Source organism: Sorangium sp. So ce321, assembly GCF_051530195.1.
Taxonomy (GTDB): Bacteria; Myxococcota_A; Polyangia; order Polyangiales; family Polyangiaceae; genus Sorangium.
On the sequence record NZ_CP150329.1, the window covers coordinates 853,263 to 870,367 of the forward strand.

Here is a 17,105-nt window from a genome sequence, read left to right on the forward strand (position 1 = left end):
GGTTGAAGAGCTCCGTCTGCATCGAGACGCCGCGCCTGCGCCTCTGCATCCCGCCCCTCGAGCTCGCCGGCCGCTACCTCGACTATTTCGAGCGCAACCGCGAGCACCTGGCCCGGTGGGATCCGCCGCGCCCCGAGGGCTTTTACACCGAGGCGTTCTGGCGTGAGCGCCTGCAGCGCGATCGCGACGACCTCGACGCGGACCGGGCGCTCCGGCTCGCCATCCAGCGGCGCGACGCGCCCGGCGGCGAGGTGATCGGGGTCTGCAACTTCAGCCAGTTCGTCCGCGGCGCCTTCCAGGCGGCGACCCTCGGCTACTCGCTCGACCAGCGCGCCGTGGGCTCGGGCGTGATGTCCGAGGCCCTCGAGGCGGCGCTCGCGTACATGTTCGACACGCTCGGCTTCCACCGGGTGATGGCGAACTACCTGCCCTACAACGAGCGCAGCGGTCGATTGCTCCGGCGCCTCGGCTTCGTCGTCGAGGGGTACGCCCGCGACTACCTGTTCATCGACGGCGCCTGGCGCGATCACGTGCTGACCGCGCTCACCAACCCGCGCGCCGCGCACCCGGGCGCCTGGCGCGCGTCGGCGGCCCCGGAGGGGAGCGCCGGCCAGCGCCACGGCTGAGCGGGCTGCGCCGCGGCGCGCGGGCGCTGGACGCACGCCGCGACGCGCGCCGCGGTGGTCACGTAAGCGACCGGAATCGTTTCAGATCATGCCAGCCGTCCGCCGCGTCGGCGCGCCGCGTCTTGCCCTCGAGGAGGCGCGGCCCTAGCCTCTCGGGAGGCGTGGACCGCAGGTGCGGCCGCGACCAGGAGGCACAAATGTACGGTCCGCAAGGCAATGGTGGCGGCAGCGCGCGCAGGCCCGCGCCGCGCTCGACGAAGGTCACTGTCCCCGAGATCCGCTCCCGCAAAGGCACGTCGCCGATAGCGATGGTGACTGCCTACGACTTCACGATGGCGCGGCTGCTCGACGAGGGCGGCGCCGATCTGCTGCTCGTCGGCGACTCGCTCGGGATGGTCGTGCAGGGGCACCCGACGACGCTCCCGGTGACGGTCGAGGAGATCTGTTACCACGGGCGCGCGGTCGCGCGGGGCGCGCGGCGGGCCCACGTCGTGGGCGACATGCCGTTCATGAGCTTCCAGCTCTCTCCGGTGCACGCGCTCGAGAACGCCGGGCGGATGATGAAGGAGGGCAGCTTCGAGAGCATCAAGCTCGAGGGCGGCCAGGAGATCGCCGAGCACGTGCGCCGGATCGTCGCCGCGGGCATCCCGGTGATGGGGCACCTCGGGCTCACGCCGCAGTCCGTGCACGCGATGGGCGGCTTCAAGGTGCAGGGCAAGAGCGACCAGGCGGCCGAGCGCCTCATCGCCGACGCGCGCATCCTCGACGAGGCGGGCGTCTACGCGATCGTGCTCGAGGCCATCCCGCCGGACCTCGCGCAGGAGGTGACCGCGGCGGTGTCCGTGCCGACGATCGGCATCGGCGCCGGGGTCGGCTGCGATGGGCAGGTGCTCGTCTGTTACGACCTGCTCGGGATGTTCCGCGAGCTGACGCCGAAGTTCGCGAAGCGCTTCGCCGAGGTCGGCGACCAGATCGTCGAGGCGACGCGCGCCTACGTGGACGAGGTGCAGTCGCGCACGTTCCCCGCCGCGGAGCACAGCTTCAAGCCGAACGGGCCGCGCCGGGCCGCCGTCGTCCCCGCCACGCCCGCCAAGCCGGAGTTCCCGCCGGCGGACGAGATGCCCGCGCACTGGCAGACGCACTGAGAGGGCAGGCGCGCGGAGAGGTGCAGGCGGAGAGGCCGGGCCGCGCATGGAGCGGCCCGGGCTCCGGCCTCCCTGCGCGGCGCCGGCCTCAGCCGGCCTGGACCTCCGCCGGCGCCCGCCGCGCTCCGAGCGCGCGCAGCAGCAGCTCGGCGGCGAGCAGCAACAGCAGCGCCAGCGCCACGTACGGCGACGCGTCGATCGACGCGGACATGCCGCCGAGCTCCGCCGCGCGGGCGCTGTCGGCGACGCGCCGGGGGCGCAGGTCGATCTCGCGCTCCGGGACCGACACGACGCGCGTCGAGCGCTCGCCGTCCAGGGTGAGCTCGTAGAGCCCGGCGAGCGGCGGCGAGACGCGCAGCCGCCGCTCGACCTCCGCGACGGGGAGCGCCTCGCGCCCCGCCGGGCCCTGGCCGGCGTCGACCCGCACGCGCTCGACCTTCACGTCGCGGTAGCCGTCGAACGTCCACGTCTCGCCCGCGGCGAGGCGCCGCGCCCCGCCCCGGGCGCGCGCGGCGCCGACGAACCCGTCGAGCAGCGACAGGAACGCCGGCCGCAGCGCGACGTCGCTCTCCTCCGTGCTGAGCGGCAGCGTCATGACCAGCACGACGCCGCGCCCGAGCGGCCGGCGTACGAGGAACGGGGCGCCGTCCTTCCACCGGGCGAGCACCTCGGCGCCCTCGGTGGCCTCGGGGCCCAGCGTGGCCCGGCCGCGCGGCGCGACGTCCGCGAGGCCGGCCGAGGCCGGGCCGAGCCAGCCCGCCGTGGCGGGATCCACGCCGGGCACCGGCGACGCCGTCCAGCGGACGACGCCGGGCACCAGCGGCTCGAACCCGGCGCCGAGCGGCGCGGCGGCCGCGCGCTGGCCGAGGGTCAGGAGCGCGACGCCGCCGCGCTCGACCCACGCGGCGAGCGAGCGGCGCACCTCCGGCGTGAACCCCGGCGCGTCGTCGACGATGAGCCCCGCGTGCGCGGCCAGCTCGTCCGCGTGCTCCGGGACCGAGGGCAGCGGCCGGATCTGGGCGTCGAGATCGAGGGCCGAGAGGGCCTGCTCGAGCGGCGGCGGGCCGCCCGTCTCGACGTGCGTGGCCGCGGGGTCGACGACGACGGCGATCGAGAGCGGGCCGCCGGCCGAGATGATCGGCGCGCGGTCATCCTCGGCGATCGCGTCGCTGCCCGTGAGCGCGGCGATCAGGATCTCGGGCGTCCCGGAGGGCAGGTCGACCGAGAGCTCCTCGGCGTGCAGCGCCGGATCGAGCGCGACCTTGCCGAGCACCGCGTCGCCGGCGCGCACCTCGAGCGATCGCCCCGCCGCGGCGGAGGCGCGCGCGTCGGACGGCGCCGGCGCCGCGGCGCCGTCCGGCCCTGGCGCGGGGGCCGACGCGGCGGTGCAGACGACGCGCACGCGCGCCCTCTGGCCGGAGCGATCGGCGCGCACGATGCCGCAGTCCTGTCCCCCCGCCTCGAGCTCCTCGAGCGGCACCCACGTGGCGATGTCGGGGGTGCCCGAGATGGGCGGGGCGCCGGGCGCGCCGTCCGCGAGGTCGCTGAGGAGCACGATGCGCTTGTCGCCCTGGGGCAGCCCCCGGAGCAGATCGCGGGCGAGATCGAGGGCGCCGTCGAGGTCGGTGGCGCGGTCCGAGGGCGCCACGGTGGCGAGCGCCTCGGCGACGGCGGCGAGGTTGGTCGTCGACGCGAGGGCGACGCGGGCCGGGGCGCCCGCGAGGACGATCGCGGCGGCGTCGCCGGGGGCGAGCCCGCCGGCGAGCTCGCGCGCCGCCGTGAGCGCGCGCTCGAACCGCGAGGGGGCGTCGCGCGCCGCGCCGTCGGCGCTGCCCACGCCGGAGCGCGCGCGCGCGCGCATGCTCAGCGAGTCGTCGACGACGATGGCGAGCGCGACGGAGGCGCCGGCCCTGCGGCTGAGCGACAGGTGCGAGCAGCGCAGGAGCGGCGTCGCGCCGAGCACCGCGAGCGCGAGCACCGAGACCGCCCGGGTGGCGAAGAGGGCGCGGTCCTCGAGGAGGCTCCGGCGCCGCGCCGTCGGCGGCGTGGGCGGGACCAGGCGCGCCGGCGGGAACGGCCGCTCCTCGGCGCGGCGGCGGCGCAGGAGGTGCGCGGCGACCGGCGCGCCGACGAGCAGCGCGACGAGCAGCGCGCCGAGCGTGACGAAGCTCATCGCCGCACCTCGGCGATCGCCCGCAGGAGGGCGCGGACGACGTCGGTCGGCGGCTCGGCGCTCGTCGCGCGGAGCAGGCGGCCGCCGCGCGACGCGAGCGCGCGCGACCAGCCGTCGGTGAGGGCGGCGAGGCGCGCCTGGTACTGCGCGCGGACCGCGCCCGCGTCGGCCTCGACCACGGCGCCGCCCTCGAGGGCGCGCAGGCGCACGTTGCCCTCGAAGTCGAGCTCCGCCTCGCTCGGATCGAGGACCTGGAGGGCGATCAGCGTGCGGCCGCCCGTGCTGAGCGACGTGAACGCGGAGAGCGCGCCCTCCGCGCCGGATTCATGAGCGAGATCCAGGAGATCCGAGATCAGCAGCACCACGGCGCCGCGGCGCGCCTTCTTCGCGACGGGCGCGAGCGCGCGCTCGATGGCGCCCGCGTCGCCGCTCCAGTCCTGCGCGGCGGAGGTGGCCTCGAGGGCGCCGACGATCCGCTCGAACGCCTCGCGCCCCGCCATGGCCGGCAGGCCGTGGGTGCCGGCGCCGCCCAGCCAGGCGAGCCCCACGGGGTCGCCGGTGGCGAGCGCGACGCGGGCCATGGCCGCGGCGATGAGCGCCGCGTAGGCGAGCTTGGCGCCGGGCGCGCGCCGGCCGCGGTAGGACATCGAGGCGGTCGCGTCCACGCACAGCCAGAGCGCGCGATCGGTCTCGGTCTCGAACTCGCGCACCATCAGGCGGTCGTGGCGGAGCAGGGCGCGGCGATCGAAGAAGCGGAGATCGTCGCCGGGCACGTAGGGCCGCTGCCCGCCGAACTCGACGCCGGCGCCCTTGCGGATGCTCCGGTGCATCCCGGCGTAGACGCCCTCGGCGATGGCCCGCGACTTGAGGCGGAGCGGGGCGAGCCCGCCCCAGTCGATGGGAAATGCGGCGAGCGCGGCGCGGTCGGGAGAGATCGGCACAGGGGCGCTTCTTTAGCGTGGATCCCGGGGGCGATCACCTCGCCGTGCGGGCGCGGCCGGGCCGGGCTCGGCCGGGCCGGGGCGCCCTCCCTCGCGCGGCTTTACCGCTCGCTTTCCCGTTCTTCCGGGGCCGAGGGCTTGCCGCGGCGACGCCCGCCACACATCAGCTCCAGGGAATGGCTGACGAGAAGAGACCGGCGTCGCGCGCGTGGCTCGGGTACCTGCTGATCGCCGCCGCGATCCTCGTCTTTTCCGGGGTCATCAGGCCGCCGGGTCGGCCGCTCGTCCCCTACGACGAGGCGGTCGCCGAGGTGCGGCGCGGCGAGGTCGCCGCGGCGGTCGTGAAGCCCGACGAGGTCGAGCTGATCCGCCGCGGCGCCCCGCAGCGGCCCGAGGAGCGCGTCCGCGTGACGCGGCTGCCCGGCGTCGAGGACGAGCCGCTCGTGAGGGCGCTGCTCGACCAGGAGGTCCGCATCGAGGCGAAGAGCGCCCAGTCCTCGGCGTGGACGCAGGTGGCGGTCTGGCTCCTGCCGCTCGCCCTCATCAACGCGGCGTTCTTCATGATGCTGCGCCGGGCGGGGCAGGGGGGCGGGGGGCCGCTCGGGTTCCTGCGCAGCAAGGCGAAGATCTACGACAGGTCCAGGCAGGATCCGGTGCGCTTCCCCGACGTCGCGGGGGTGGACGAGGCCAAGGACGAGCTCGTCGAGGTCGTCGACTTCCTCAGGGAGCCGTCGCGGTACCGGTCGCTGGGCGGGCGGATCCCGCGCGGCCTCCTGCTCATCGGTCCGCCCGGCACCGGGAAAACGCTGCTCGCGCGCGCCGTGGCGGGCGAGGCGAAGGTGCCGTTCTTCTCGCTGAACGCGAGCGAGTTCGTCGAGATGTTCGTCGGGCTCGGCGCCGCGCGCGTGCGCGAGCTCTTCGAGGAGGCGCGCAAGAGCGCGCCCAGCATCGTGTTCATCGACGAGATCGACGCCGTGGGCAGGACCCGGGGCGGCCTCGGCGCGCTCGCGACCCACGACGAGCGGGAGCAGACGCTCCACCAGCTCCTCGCCGAGCTCGACGGCTTCGACGTGCGCACCACCGTGATCCTGATGGCCGCCACCAACCGGCCCGAGGTGCTCGATCCAGCCCTCTTGCGGCCCGGGCGCTTCGATCGCCAGGTCATCGTGGATCGGCCCGACCTGCGGGGCCGCGAGGCGATCCTCGCGGTGCACGCGCGGCGGGTGCCGCTCGCGAACGACGTCGACCTCGGGCTCGTGGCGCGCCGCACGCCGGGCATGGTCGGGGCCGACCTCGCCAAGATCGTCAACGAGGCGGCGCTCGCCGGGGCGCGGCGCGGCGCGAAGGAGATCGGGCAGGCCGACTTCGACGAGGCGCTCGACCGCTCGCAGCTCGGGCTCCGTCGCCGCGGGCAGATCATGACCGCGGAGGAGCGGCGGCGCGTGGCCTACCACGAGGCCGGGCACGCGCTCGTCGCGCTCGCGCTGCCGGCCGCCGACCCGGTGGAGCGGGTGTCCATCGTGGCGCGCACCATCGGCGCGCTCGGCGTCACGATCCAGGTGCCGCGCGACGAGCGCCAGCTCGTCACCGAGCAGGAGATCGAGTCGCGCGTCACGGTGATGCTCGGCGGCAGGGCGGCGGAGGAGATCGCGCTCGGCCAGGTGTCGAGCGGCGCGCACGACGATCTCGGGCGGGCCACGGCGCTCGTCCGCGAGATGGTGACCCGCCTGGGCATGAGCCGGCGCCTCGGGCTGGCCGCGCTCGCGCGCAGCGTCGGCGCGCCGATGCTCGGCGTGCTCCAGGAAGAGCGCACCTGCAGCGAGGAGACGGCGCGCGAGGTCGACGAGGAGGTGCGGGAGCGGCTCGGCGAGATGTACCTGAAGGCGAAGCAGCTGCTCGCCGACCGCCGCGAGGGCCTCGAGGCGGCGGCGGAGGCGCTCGTGCTCAAGGAGACGCTGCGCGGCGAGGAGCTGGAGCGGATCGCGGCCGTGTCGACGCGGCGGAAGATCTCCGTCGGGTCGACGAGCGCGGCCTGAGGCTCAGGCCGCGCGGCGACGGCGCCCGAGGCCGCCCGCGAGCGCGGCGAGCGACAGCCCGGCGGCCGCCCAGCCCCCGCCGGCACCGTCGCGCGGCGCGCCCGCGCGGCAGGCGCAGCCGCCGTCCTGGTCCGCGGGCTCGACGTCGTCTGGCTGCTCCACCGGCCTGGCCACGCCGGTGCCCCTCACGGTGATCTCCTGCTCCGGCTCGTCCGGATCGTTCGACGCGACGAGGAGCGTCGCCGTGAACTCGCCGGCGGTCTCCGGCGCGAAGCTGATCGCGAAGTCGACCGTCGTTTCAGGGTCGATCTCGAGCGCCGGGTCCGCGAGCTCGAAGCTCGAAGCGCCGTCGGTCGTCACGGCGACGTCGAGCAGCGCCTCCCCGGCGTTGGACAGCCTGACGAGCTCCACGTTGGCCTGCCCGACCTCCACCGCGCCGAAGTCGATCTCCTGCTTGTCGAGCGCGAGGTCCGGGAGGGGCACGTGGACGCGCTCGCTCTCGAAGACCCAGGCCCGCTCGGTGAGCGGGAAGGCGAGCGGGATATCGGCGATCGGGATCGACCATTCCCGGCCCAGCAGGCTGACGCTGAACGCCGGGATGAGGTGGAGCGTGCCGTCGTACCGCACCGAGCCCTCCGGGCGGACATTGAGCTCGACCGACGGGCCGCCCAGGTACTCCGTCGACGAGACGCCCTGCTCCGAGGTGATGTCCCCGCCGCTCACCGTCGCCTGATCGAGCGTCTCGATGGCCACGCGGTGCGTCACGTAGCGGGCGGTGACGTCCATGGCCACATCGAGCTCGAACCTGCCGTCGATGCCGGGAATCGAGCCGCCGATGATGTCGCCGACGGAGACGGACGCGAGCCGCTGGAGATCGGTCGAGCTCGCCAGGGTGATGCCCGGGTCCCAGCCCCAGGCGTCGAACTTGTCGCGGGTGTGCACCTGGAAGTCGATCTGGGGCACGTACGGGATATCGCCTGTCCAGTCGAAGTCCTGGCCGAGGACGGAAACGCTGACGCGCCCCTGGGCGCTGACGTCGAGCCCGTAATCGCAGCTGAAATCGCCCCCGCCCTCGGCGCCGGGGGCCGTGAGCGAGAGCGCCTCTGGCCATGACGCCTCGAGCGCGCCGCTCAGGGATACCTGGGTGTTCGCGTAGACGGCGGCCCGGAGGTTCACTTGCAGCGGCGAGCTCGGCGGAACCCAGCCTGTCTCGAAGTCGAGCTCGAGCGGGATGGCCTCTGTGCGCTGGAAGGCGACCGCTCCCCGCTCGCACATCAGCGGGTCGCCGGGGCACGGCGCGGCGAGCGAGTCGTAGGCCGAAGCGGCGGCGGGGACGAGGAGGGGGAGCGCGGCGGCGGCGCAGGCGGTGTAGAGAAGAGCGCGCGCTCTCCGGCGCCGGGCAGGGGAGAAGGCCGCGAGAACAGCGTCGCCGGACTGCAGAGAGCGCATGATCGCGATTACCACGATCCGGGCGCTCCACGCCATCACGGCATTCCAGGATGGCGGCGTGGCTAACGCCTAGCGCGCCCCGAACAGCGTGCCGACCGCGATTCCAGCGGCCGCGCAGAGAATGGCCACCACGGTCCACAGGATACGCTCGCGCGAGGTGCCGCCCGCCGTCGCCTTGCCATCGCCGCGCGCCTCGCCGAACACCGCGGCTCTGCCCTCGGGCTGCACCCGGACCACCGCGCTCTCCCGGGACGAGACCCGGTGAGCGACGTCCGAGGTGGAAACGTCGTTCTGGGCGGCCGCGGCGTGATCGAGGCCGGTCCGCTCGAGCTCCAGCTCGGTGATCGAGGTGGCGCCCTGGAGGCCCGCGGGGGTGTGGCCCACGACGCGCCGCTCGCGGCAGGCGCGCAGGGCGTCGGCGAAGGCCCGGGCGCTCGGGTACCGATCGGCCCGATCCTTGGAGAGGGCCCTCAGGATGACGGCCTCCAGGCCGGCGGAGACGAGGCCGTCGCGCTTGCCGGAGCGCGGCGGCAGCGGCTGCTCCGTGATCTGGGCCGTCATCACGGCGATGGGCGTCCGCTTGCTGAAGGGCACGGCGCCCACGACCATCTCGTAGAGGATGCAGCCGAGCGCGTAGATGTCGCAGCGCGGGTCGACGTCCTCTCCGCGCACCTGCTCCGGGGCCATGTACTCGGGCGTGCCGAAGATCATGTCCTGCTCGGTGAGCCCGGTCGTCATCTGCTCGCCGTGCACCACCTTCGCGAGCCCGAAATCGACGACGCGGACGCGCCCCGCGAGCGGCGACGGCGCGGCGCCGGCGTGCCCGTCCGGCGGCGGCGACGCGACCGCGCGCTCGATGAGCACGTTGGCCGGCTTGAGATCGCGGTGGACCACGCCCGCTGCGTGCGCGGTCTCGAGCGCGGAGCAGATCTGCAGGGCGATCTCCGTCGCCCGGTCGATCCCGAGCGGCGCGTGCTCCCGCAGGAGCTCCTCCAGGGAGCTGCCGTCGATGTGCTCCAGCGCGATCATGAGGAGCCCGTCCTCCTCGACGAAGTCGAGCATCCGGACGACGTGGGGGCCCTCGATGCGCTTCAGGATGGCGGCTTCCCGGTGGTAGCGCCTGAAGATCTGGGGCGTGCCGGAGAGGTGCTTGTGGATCACCTTGAGCGCGACGCGCTGGCCGTCCCCGTCGCGGTCGGCGCTGTACACGACGCCGGACGCGCCCTCCCCGATGACCGACGCCACGGTGTAGCGCGACGCGACGCGGTGCCCCGCGGGCAGGCGATCGGGCGTGGGCTCCGGCGAGATCACCGCGCAACCCCCGCGTCCGCGGGGAGCGGCGGCGCGGGGTCCGGCGGGGGGGCGATGAGGTGCAGATCGGTCGACGAGGTGCAGGCGCGCACGATCTTCGGGCTCAGCTCGATGGGGTCGAGCCGCGCGGTCGGATCGGACTCGCGCCACGCGGCGCAGGCGGTCTCGGCGAGCCCGGTCGCGTCGAGCGCGACGTAGGCCTCGAGCAGGTGCCGGTGCACCGTGGCGATCTGCATCCGGGCGAGGTCGCCGTAGCCGAGCAGGCGGTTCGCCCGCGCCACGGCGTCGATGTAGCGGCCGCTCCGCACGTCGCCGGCGAGCTGCGGCAGCTCGGCGTCGACGCGGCGCTGGGCCTCGCGCGCGCGGCCGGCGCCCTCGGAGCGCACGAGCGCGCCCGCGCTCGCTGCCTCGGCCTTGCCCTGCGTCGTGAGCGGCAGATCCGTGAGCGGCACGAGGATCACCATGCCGCGGCGCAGCGGGTCCTGCTTGAGGTGGTTGTACTTGTCGAGCATCCACGCCTTGTCCCGCTTGCCGAGGAAGCGATAGGCGATGGTGAGCAGGGTGTCGTTCTGGCCGACGACGTACCGCAGGTTGTACGGCACGATGATCTCCAGCCCGTCGGTCGGCTCGATCCAGGGCCAGGTGTCGTTCGAGAGCGCGAGGACGTCGCTCCGGTCGGCGGCGCCGAGCAGCCGCTCCGCGAGGATCGCCCAGGTCTCGCCGGCGGTGACGCGGTGGTGGCCCAGCGCGGGCACCTCCAGCCGGAGGCCGGGCATGATCGGCACGCCGGCGCCGGCGTCGAGCGCGTTGGCGGCGACGAGCACCTGCTCCATCTGCACGCGCCCGTAGGTGCGCTCCGCGATCTGCGCGAGGGTCTCGCCCTCGCGGACGACGTGCGGGAACGCCGCCGCGGCGCTGCCTGCCAGCAACGTCGCGGCCAGGGCGCCCAGGGAAGGCCAGGTTCGCCGAGAGCTCACGGGGCGGAGGGTACCAGGGGTTCGTGGCGTTGTGCGACGGGTCGCGCGGCGGAGCAAGAGCGGGACGCGCCCGCAATTTCGTCGTGCCGGCCGTTTCGTGCCAGAGTCGGCCGGTCCATGAGACACACGACAAAGGCCGGCAGGTTCCCGGCGTGGTTCTCGCGGCGGTCGCCCGCCGCGGCGCGGCTGCTCGCGATCGGCATGCTCGGGCTGGCGGCGTCCGGCTGCCTCGTCCGGCAGGAGCTCTACGACGAGGCGCGCGCCGGGATCCAGAGAGAGCGCGAGGAAGGAAAGAAGGCCCGGGCCGAGGCCCAGGGCGCCCGCGCCGAGGCGGCGCAGCGGTCCGCGCAGGTCGCCGCGCTCGAGGCAGAGCTCGCGCGCCTAGAGGAAGACGTCCGGGCGCGCGAGATACGGCTGTCCGAGGCGACGACGGCGGAGGCCGGGCTCGTGCGGCGGCTGGACGAGCTCGCCGCCATGAACGAGGAGCTGTCGGCGCGGCTCCGGAGCGCCGGGCAGAGCGTGGGCCAGCTCGCGAACGAGCGCGGCAGCCTGTCGGCCGAGCTCGCCGAGGCGCGGACCAGGCTCGACGAGCTCCGCCGCCAGCAGGCGGCGGCCGAGGCGCGGGCGGCCGGGGTCCGCGACGTCGTGGCCCGGCTCCAGAGCATGGTCCACGCGGGGAAGGTCCATGTCGGGCTCCGCGGGGGACAGCTGCTGGTGGAGGTGCCGAGCGACGTGCTCTTCGACGCCGGGAAGGCCGACGTCAAACGGGAAGGCCGGGCGGTGCTGGTCGAGCTCGCCAGGGTGCTCCGGACCCTGCCGGACCGCAGGTTCCAGGTCGCCGGGCACACCGACGACGGCGCTGACGACGGGCGCACGCGGGGGAAGAGCGCGCGGTTCCCGTCGAGCTGGGAGCTCTCGGCGGCGCGATCGGTGGCGGTCGTCAAGGCGCTGATCGAGGCGGGAATGGCGCCGCAGGGCCTGTCGGCCGCAGGATATGGCGAGTTCGCGCCGGCGGCGACGAACGCCACGAAGGCGGGGCGGGCGAAGAACCGGCGGATCGAGATCGGCTTGGTGGCGGAGCAGGACGGAACGGAGAAGGGGGGGAAGGCAGCCGGCGAGACCGGAGCGGTGACAGCGCCCTGAAGGGCGTGAGTCGGGCAATCGGTGCGCTGGCCATCAACGGAATCACGCACCGGCCAGCGCGGCATTGAGCCGAGAGACACCCATCCTCGCCTGACACCCCGGCCGGCGAGCCGTTCGCCGGAGAGGGTCAGGAGGAGACCGGCGCGCCGCTCGTCCATGCTGCGCGCGACATGAACGCTCCGCCTCGCGGCTCACCGCGCGTCCGCTCGCCCCGCGGCCGGCGCCGTCTCTCCCCGCCGCAGCGCGCACGCGGCGAGGACGCACAGCGCCGGCGTGACGACCATGTGATAGCGGTCCTCGCCGAAGAACACCGCGTGCGTCAGCGTCACCGAGGCCACCGCGAAGGCGAGATAGCCGACGACTCCCCCGTTCGCAGGCCGGCCCGGCAGCGGCAGCGCCGCGATGACCGGGATCGCCACCGCGAGCGGCCAGAAGGCGTGCTCGTCGCCGAGCACCCCCCACGCGACGAGCCCGAGCACCGCCGCGAGCGCAAGGAGCTGCGCGGCGAGCGCCCGCCACGGGCGCAGCCGCGGCAGCGCCACCACCCCGAGCGCCGCGACCGAGAGCAGGCCGAGGTGCGACGCCGTGAGCACGCGCCGCCCCGCCGCGCGCCGCTCCTCGGGCCAGGCCGCGGGGTTCGCCTCGCCGAGATAGCCGACGGGGAACGACTCGTGATCGAAGGTGAAGCTCAGCTTCCTCGGGATCAGCGCCAGCCAGCGGACTGGATCATTCTTGATCCACTTGAGCCCCTCGGCCATCCAGCAGCGGTCCTGCGCCACCTGCCCGCGCGCGATCGGGCAGCCGTCGCCCGCGCGCAGCGTCTCGAAGCGGCCCGTCGCGCGCGGGAAAGCGCCGATGGCGAGGTTCCAGCCGCCGTTCGTCGAGACGAGCGCGCAGCCGTCCATCACCCGGCAGTTCCGGATCGTCCACGGCGCCACCACAGCGAGGGCCGTCGCGGCCGAGACCGCCGCCGCGAGCGCGCCGCGCCTCCACGCCGCGCTCGCCCCATCGGCCACCCCGCCCGGGCCGCGCCCCGCGCGCCACGTCAGCAGCGCGAGCGCCGGCGCGCAGAGCAGGCTCTGCGGCCGCACCAGCGCCGTCAGCCCGAGCGCCACGCCCGCGAGGACCGCCCCGCGGAGCAAGCGCCCGCGCGCGGCGTCGCGCGCGAGCAGCCACGGCGCCGTCACCAGGCCGAGCGCCGCGAGCGGCTCCGTCATGAGGAGCGCCGCGTACACGATGAGCCCCGGCGAGAGCGCCGCGAGCAGCGCCGCGGCGCGGGCGCGCGCCGGCGTCGTCGCGTACCGGGCCAGGCGGTGGACCACGACCACGAGCAGCGCGCCGGTCACCGCGTTCGCGACCGTCGCCACGTGCGGCCCGGCGCCGAACAGCCTGTAAACAAGGCCGAGAAAGCCGCTGTAGCCGACCGGATAGTGGCACCACGGGTGCCACACCGGCTGGCCCCCGACGATGAGATCGTCCGAGTAGCCGAGGCCGGCGGCGATCCGGCGCGCGCCGAAGTCGTAGTAATGGCCGTCCCACACCGGCTCGCGCGCCCACGCGATCGCCACGTAGAGCCGCGGCAGCAGCGCGAGCACGAACGCGATGGCCGAGAACACGAGATCTCCGCCGGCGCGCGCGCTCGCCGGGCCGCGGCCGTCTCGCGCCGCCCCGGCGCGGGCGCGCGCCGCCTCAGCCATGCTGCTTCGCGCGCGTGCCGGCGGAGATCTCGCGCAGGCGGCGCATGTAAGTCTTCGCTACCTGGGCCGGATCGAGCCGCAGGTATTTCGCTATTTCCTGAATGAATCCTTGTACATAGACGGACGCGGGCAGGTCGCCCATCGACTCGTTCTCGATCGCCTGGAGGTGCGCCAGCGAGATCTTCGTCCGCTGCGAGATGTCGGTGAGCTCGACGCCCTGCGACTCGCGCACCTTGCGGAGCAGCGCGCCGCTGAACTGCGTCTCGGCGTTGATCTCGCGCGCGAGCTCGGCCTGGAGCATGGCGAGCTCGGCCGCGGCGGCGGCGTTCTCGGCGCGCGCCGGGCCGAGCGGCGTGCGCGGATCGTCGGGGTAGGTCGAGAGGTCGTAGGCGCGGCGGCGCACCGGATCGAGGAGCGTGTCGTGCGCCTCCTCGATGCGCGCCTGCTCCTTCTGGAGCACCGCGGGGCTCAGCACGCTGACCACCGGCAGGCTCCCCTCGCGGTAGATCTCGCGCTGCCGCTTGTAGGCGCGCCGGATCTCGTCGTCGGCGGCCGTCCGCGCCAGGCCGAGCGCCTCGTAGAGGGTGGCCGGCGCGGCGCCCTTCGCGGCCGCGGCGAGCGCGCGCGCGTGCGCCTCGGCCGGCCGCGAGTCGCGCGCGGCGAGCAGCGCGAGGATGCGCCGGGCCACGCGCTCCAGGTTGCGCGCGCTCTTCGACGTCGGGCTGTCGATGAGCAGCGGCTGGCGCCGCCGCGCGGTCAGCCACACCGCGTCGTCGTGCTCGATGTGCCCGAGGTAGTCGAGCGAGATGCCGAGGAAGCGCTGCGACACGGCGCTCATCGCCGGGCCGAGCTCCAGGTCCGACCGGTGCCGCGTCTGGCTGACCACGAGGTGCGGCGTCACCCGCGGCAGCTGCGCGGCGGCGAGCGACGCGACCCCCTCGTCGAACCGCTTCACCTCCATGATGAAGTCGCGCGGGGTCGCGAGCGCCGGGAGCGAGGCGGCGACCTTCTCCACGAGGCGGACCTTGAAGCGCTCCTTCATGAGCGCCCGGCGCAAGGTGCGCTGGTAGAGCGCGCGGCAGAAGCGGTAGGCGTGCTCGACCGCGAGCGGCTCGGGCGTGGTCACGCAGATGCCGACGTCGGCGTGCAGGAAGAGATCGAGCGTCGAGGAGCCGGTCGCCGCGCCGAGGCTGACGATCACGTAGTCGACGTCGAGCTCCTGGATCATCTTCATCCAGTAGGCGGCGCGGCTCGGCCGGAGCGGCGTGGCCGTCATCGGGTCGTACGCGGTCGGGACGAGCCGGAGCCCGGGCACCGTGGTCGCGATCGGCTCGGCCTTGCCCTCCTCGATGTCCTCGCGCGTGACGAGCGGCGGCGCCTCGATCCCGAGCGCCGCGTGCAGCCCCGGGCTGTAGGCGTCGGTGTCGATGATGATCACGTCGCGCCCGAGCTGCGCGAAGTACACCCCCAGGTTGACCGCGAGCGTCGCCTTGCCGACGCCCCCGCGGCCGCCGCCCACGGCGATCACGCGGCGGGAGCGCGACGTGGAGAACGAATGGGCCTCGCCGGGCAGGGCGAGGTCGTCCGCCGAGCTGGGCGGGAGGGTCGAGAAGCGGGACGGGGGGTAGGACTCACCGGAGCTGGACAAGGTTCCTCGGGATGCGGTGCGCGGTGTGGAAGAAGCGGCGCGGCGAGCTGCTCGTGGAGCGGGCGTGTCCCTCCTAGCACGCGCCGCGCGCCGCCATCAGCGCCGCCGTCGCCCGGCCCGCGCGCGGTCTGCCCGCCGCGCGTGCTCAGCGCCGCCCGCCAGAGCTGCCTCGACGCGCCCCCGCCGCCGGGTTAGGCGCTCGCCGTGGCCACCGTCCGACCCTTCTGCGCTTACCGTCCCCCCCCGGCGCACGCGGCGCGCGTCGCCAGCCCGCCGTACGACGTCATCTCCACCGCCGAGGCGCGCGCCCTCGCGGCAGGGGGCCTGCACAGCTTCCTCCGCGTCTCCCGCCCCGAGATCGACCTGCCCGAGGGGACGGACGAGCACGACGACGCTGTCTACGCCCGCGGCGCGCAGAACCTCGCCGACCTCATCGCCACCGGCGATCTCGCGCAGGACCCGGAGCCGCACCTCTACCTCTACGCCCAGAAGATGGGTGATCACCGGCAGATCGGCGTCGTCGGCTGCGCCTCGGTCGCCGAGTACGAGCAGGACGTCATCAAGAAGCACGAGAAGACGCGCCCCGACAAGGAGGACGATCGCACCCGCCACATCGAGGAGCTCGGCGCCCACGACGAGCCGGTGTTCCTCACGTACCGCGCCGACGCGGGCCTCGACAGCGCGGTCGCGCACGCCACGCAGTCGCCGCCCATCTACGATTTCACGACCGCCGACGGCGTCGAGCACAAGCTCTGGGTCCTCGGCCGCGCGGCGACCGCTGACCTCGAGGAGCGTTTCCAGCAGATCCCGACGCTCTATGTCGCCGACGGCCACCACCGCAGCGCCGCGGCCGCGCGCGTCCACCGGAAGCTGCGCGGCGACGGCGGCGAGCACGACGTCTTCCTGGCCGTCGTCTTCCCGCACGACCAGATGAACATCATGCCCTACAACCGCGTCGTGCGAGACCTCGCCGGCCGCGGCCCGGAGGCGCTCCTCGCCGCCCTCGGCGAGCGGCTCGACGTCGCGCCGGCGCCGGTCCAGGACGGCGCGGCCGCGACGCCGGCCGGCCCGAAGGCGTTCGGGCTCTACCTCGGCGGTCGCTGGTACACCGCGAAGGTCCGCCCGGGCTCGTTCGACGCGAAGGACCCGGTAGCCTCGCTCGACTGCTCGATCTGCCAGGACCAGATCCTCGGCCCGGTGTTCGGCGTCAGCGACCCCCGGCGGGACAAGCACGTCGATTTCGTCGGCGGCATCCGCGGCGTCGCCGAGCTCGAGCGGCGGGTCGACTCGGGCGCGTTCTCGGTGGCGATCCTCCTCTATCCGACGCAGATCGGCGAGCTGTTCGCGGTCAGCGACGCGGGGCTGCTCATGCCGCCGAAGAGCACGTGGTTCGAGCCGAAGCTCCGCAGCGGGCTCTTCGTGCATACGTTCTGACGGGCGCGACCCGCCGGGGGTAGACTGCGCCCATGGCGGACATCAAGCGCGTATCACCCGGAGAGGCAAAGAGGCTCATCGACGAGGAGGGGTATCTCTACCTCGATGTCCGGAGCGAGCCCGAGTACGCGGCTGGCCACCCGAGCGGCGCGCACAACGTGCCGCTCCTGCACGCCAGCGCCGGCGGCATGAAGCCCAACCCGGACTTCCTGGATGTGGTCTGCTCCCTGTACCCCAAGGACGCGAAGATCGTCGTGGGCTGTCGGTCCGGACAGCGCTCGATGCGCGCGGCCGAGGCCATGGTGTCGGCCGGCTACACGGCCGTCATCGATCAGCGCGCCGGCTTCGAGGGGCCGCGCGACGCGTTCGGCGCGCTGACCGAGCGGGGGTGGGGGCCGGCCGGGCTGCCGGTCGAGACGACCACGCCCGGCGCGTCGTACGCCGAGCTCCGGCAGAAGGCCGGCAGGTAGCGGCCCGGTCGCGCCGCTGCGCGTCCGCGCCGCTCGGCGGGGCGCCGGCGCGCGC

13 protein-coding genes are annotated in these 17,105 nt (G+C 74.7%); 6 read left to right on the plus strand and 7 right to left on the minus strand.

Going from position 1 to position 17,105, the window contains the following annotated elements:
- The first annotated feature begins 2 nt into the window (after nt 1–2).
- Complete coding sequence (locus tag WME89_RS03315; RefSeq protein ID WP_438007821.1) at nt 3–626, plus strand: GNAT family N-acetyltransferase; 624 nt, start codon at nt 3–5, stop codon at nt 624–626.
- 197 nt (nt 627–823) lie between these two features.
- A complete protein-coding gene (panB, locus tag WME89_RS03320; RefSeq protein WP_438007822.1) occupies nt 824–1,771 on the plus strand; it encodes a 3-methyl-2-oxobutanoate hydroxymethyltransferase in 948 nt (315 codons plus the stop codon).
- Nucleotides 1,772–1,859: 88 nt separating this feature from the next.
- On the opposite strand, the gene WME89_RS03325 is transcribed toward panB, so the two are convergent.
- Both WME89_RS03325 and WME89_RS03330 read right to left on the minus strand, forming a co-directional pair.
- Nucleotides 1,860–3,944 (minus strand): VWA domain-containing protein, encoded by a 2,085-nt coding sequence (locus tag WME89_RS03325; RefSeq protein ID WP_438007823.1) that lies wholly within the window; start codon nt 3,942–3,944, stop codon nt 1,860–1,862.
- Nucleotides 3,941–4,885: a DUF58 domain-containing protein gene (locus WME89_RS03330; protein ID WP_438007824.1), complete on the minus strand. Its 945-nt coding sequence runs from the start codon at nt 4,883–4,885 to the stop codon at nt 3,941–3,943. The genes WME89_RS03325 and WME89_RS03330 overlap by 4 nt, the downstream gene beginning before the upstream one ends.
- 176 nt (nt 4,886–5,061) lie before the next feature.
- Here WME89_RS03330 and ftsH point away from each other — a divergent pair, with 176 nt between their 5' ends.
- Complete coding sequence (gene ftsH, locus WME89_RS03335) at nt 5,062–6,921, plus strand: ATP-dependent zinc metalloprotease FtsH (protein WP_438007825.1); 1,860 nt, start codon at nt 5,062–5,064, stop codon at nt 6,919–6,921.
- 3 nt (nt 6,922–6,924) lie between these two features.
- Here ftsH and WME89_RS03340 read toward each other — a convergent pair whose 3' ends face one another.
- From WME89_RS03340 to WME89_RS03350, 3 genes are read right to left on the minus strand one after another with little or no spacing between them, the layout of a single operon-like run.
- Nucleotides 6,925–8,385: a choice-of-anchor D domain-containing protein gene (locus WME89_RS03340; protein WP_438007826.1), complete on the minus strand. Its 1,461-nt coding sequence runs from the start codon at nt 8,383–8,385 to the stop codon at nt 6,925–6,927.
- A gap of 54 nt (nt 8,386–8,439) precedes the next feature.
- A complete protein-coding gene (locus tag WME89_RS03345; protein ID WP_438007827.1) occupies nt 8,440–9,681 on the minus strand; it encodes a serine/threonine-protein kinase in 1,242 nt (413 codons plus the stop codon).
- A complete protein-coding gene (locus WME89_RS03350; protein WP_437623495.1) occupies nt 9,678–10,658 on the minus strand; it encodes a LysM peptidoglycan-binding domain-containing protein in 981 nt (326 codons plus the stop codon). The genes WME89_RS03345 and WME89_RS03350 overlap by 4 nt, the downstream gene beginning before the upstream one ends.
- A gap of 117 nt (nt 10,659–10,775) precedes the next feature.
- On the opposite strand from WME89_RS03350, the gene WME89_RS03355 reads away from it, so the two are divergent.
- The gene (locus WME89_RS03355; RefSeq protein ID WP_438007828.1) at nt 10,776–11,801 is read left to right on the plus strand and encodes an OmpA family protein; all 1,026 of its coding nucleotides are present in this window, start codon (nt 10,776–10,778) and stop codon (nt 11,799–11,801) included.
- A gap of 191 nt (nt 11,802–11,992) precedes the next feature.
- Here WME89_RS03355 and WME89_RS03360 read toward each other — a convergent pair whose 3' ends face one another.
- Together WME89_RS03360 and WME89_RS03365 are read right to left on the minus strand one after the other, a co-directional pair.
- Nucleotides 11,993–13,498 carry a glycosyltransferase family 39 protein gene (locus tag WME89_RS03360; protein ID WP_438007829.1) on the minus strand — a complete coding sequence of 502 codons (1,506 nt, stop codon included), beginning with the start codon at nt 13,496–13,498 and terminating at the stop codon, nt 11,993–11,995.
- On the minus strand, nt 13,491–15,146 hold the full coding sequence (locus WME89_RS03365; RefSeq protein ID WP_438007830.1) for a helix-turn-helix domain-containing protein: 1,656 nt from the start codon (nt 15,144–15,146) through the stop codon (nt 13,491–13,493). The genes WME89_RS03360 and WME89_RS03365 overlap by 8 nt, the downstream gene beginning before the upstream one ends.
- 204 nt (nt 15,147–15,350) lie before the next feature.
- Here WME89_RS03365 and WME89_RS03370 point away from each other — a divergent pair, with 204 nt between their 5' ends.
- Complete coding sequence (locus tag WME89_RS03370) at nt 15,351–16,580, plus strand: DUF1015 domain-containing protein (protein ID WP_437654191.1); 1,230 nt, start codon at nt 15,351–15,353, stop codon at nt 16,578–16,580.
- A 32-nt stretch (nt 16,581–16,612) separates the two neighbouring features.
- Nucleotides 16,613–17,050, plus strand: coding sequence for a rhodanese-like domain-containing protein (locus tag WME89_RS03375; RefSeq protein ID WP_438007831.1), 438 nt, complete (start codon nt 16,613–16,615; stop codon nt 17,048–17,050).
- The last annotated feature ends 55 nt before the right edge of the window (nt 17,051–17,105 follow it).

Bases quoted from the DNA above. Each gene is read 5' to 3' on its own strand.
- panB (WP_438007822.1), top strand. From the start codon at position 824: ATGTACGGTCCGCAAGGCAATGGTGGCGGCAGCGCGCGCAGGCCCGCG.
- WME89_RS03325 (WP_438007823.1), bottom strand. From the start codon at position 3,944: ATGAGCTTCGTCACGCTCGGCGCGCTGCTCGTCGCGCTGCTCGTCGGC.
- WME89_RS03360 (WP_438007829.1), bottom strand. From the start codon at position 13,498: ATGGCTGAGGCGGCGCGCGCCCGCGCCGGGGCGGCGCGAGACGGCCGC.
- ftsH (WP_438007825.1), top strand. From the start codon at position 5,062: ATGGCTGACGAGAAGAGACCGGCGTCGCGCGCGTGGCTCGGGTACCTG.
- WME89_RS03375 (WP_438007831.1), top strand. From the start codon at position 16,613: ATGGCGGACATCAAGCGCGTATCACCCGGAGAGGCAAAGAGGCTCATC.
- WME89_RS03355 (WP_438007828.1), top strand. From the start codon at position 10,776: ATGAGACACACGACAAAGGCCGGCAGGTTCCCGGCGTGGTTCTCGCGG.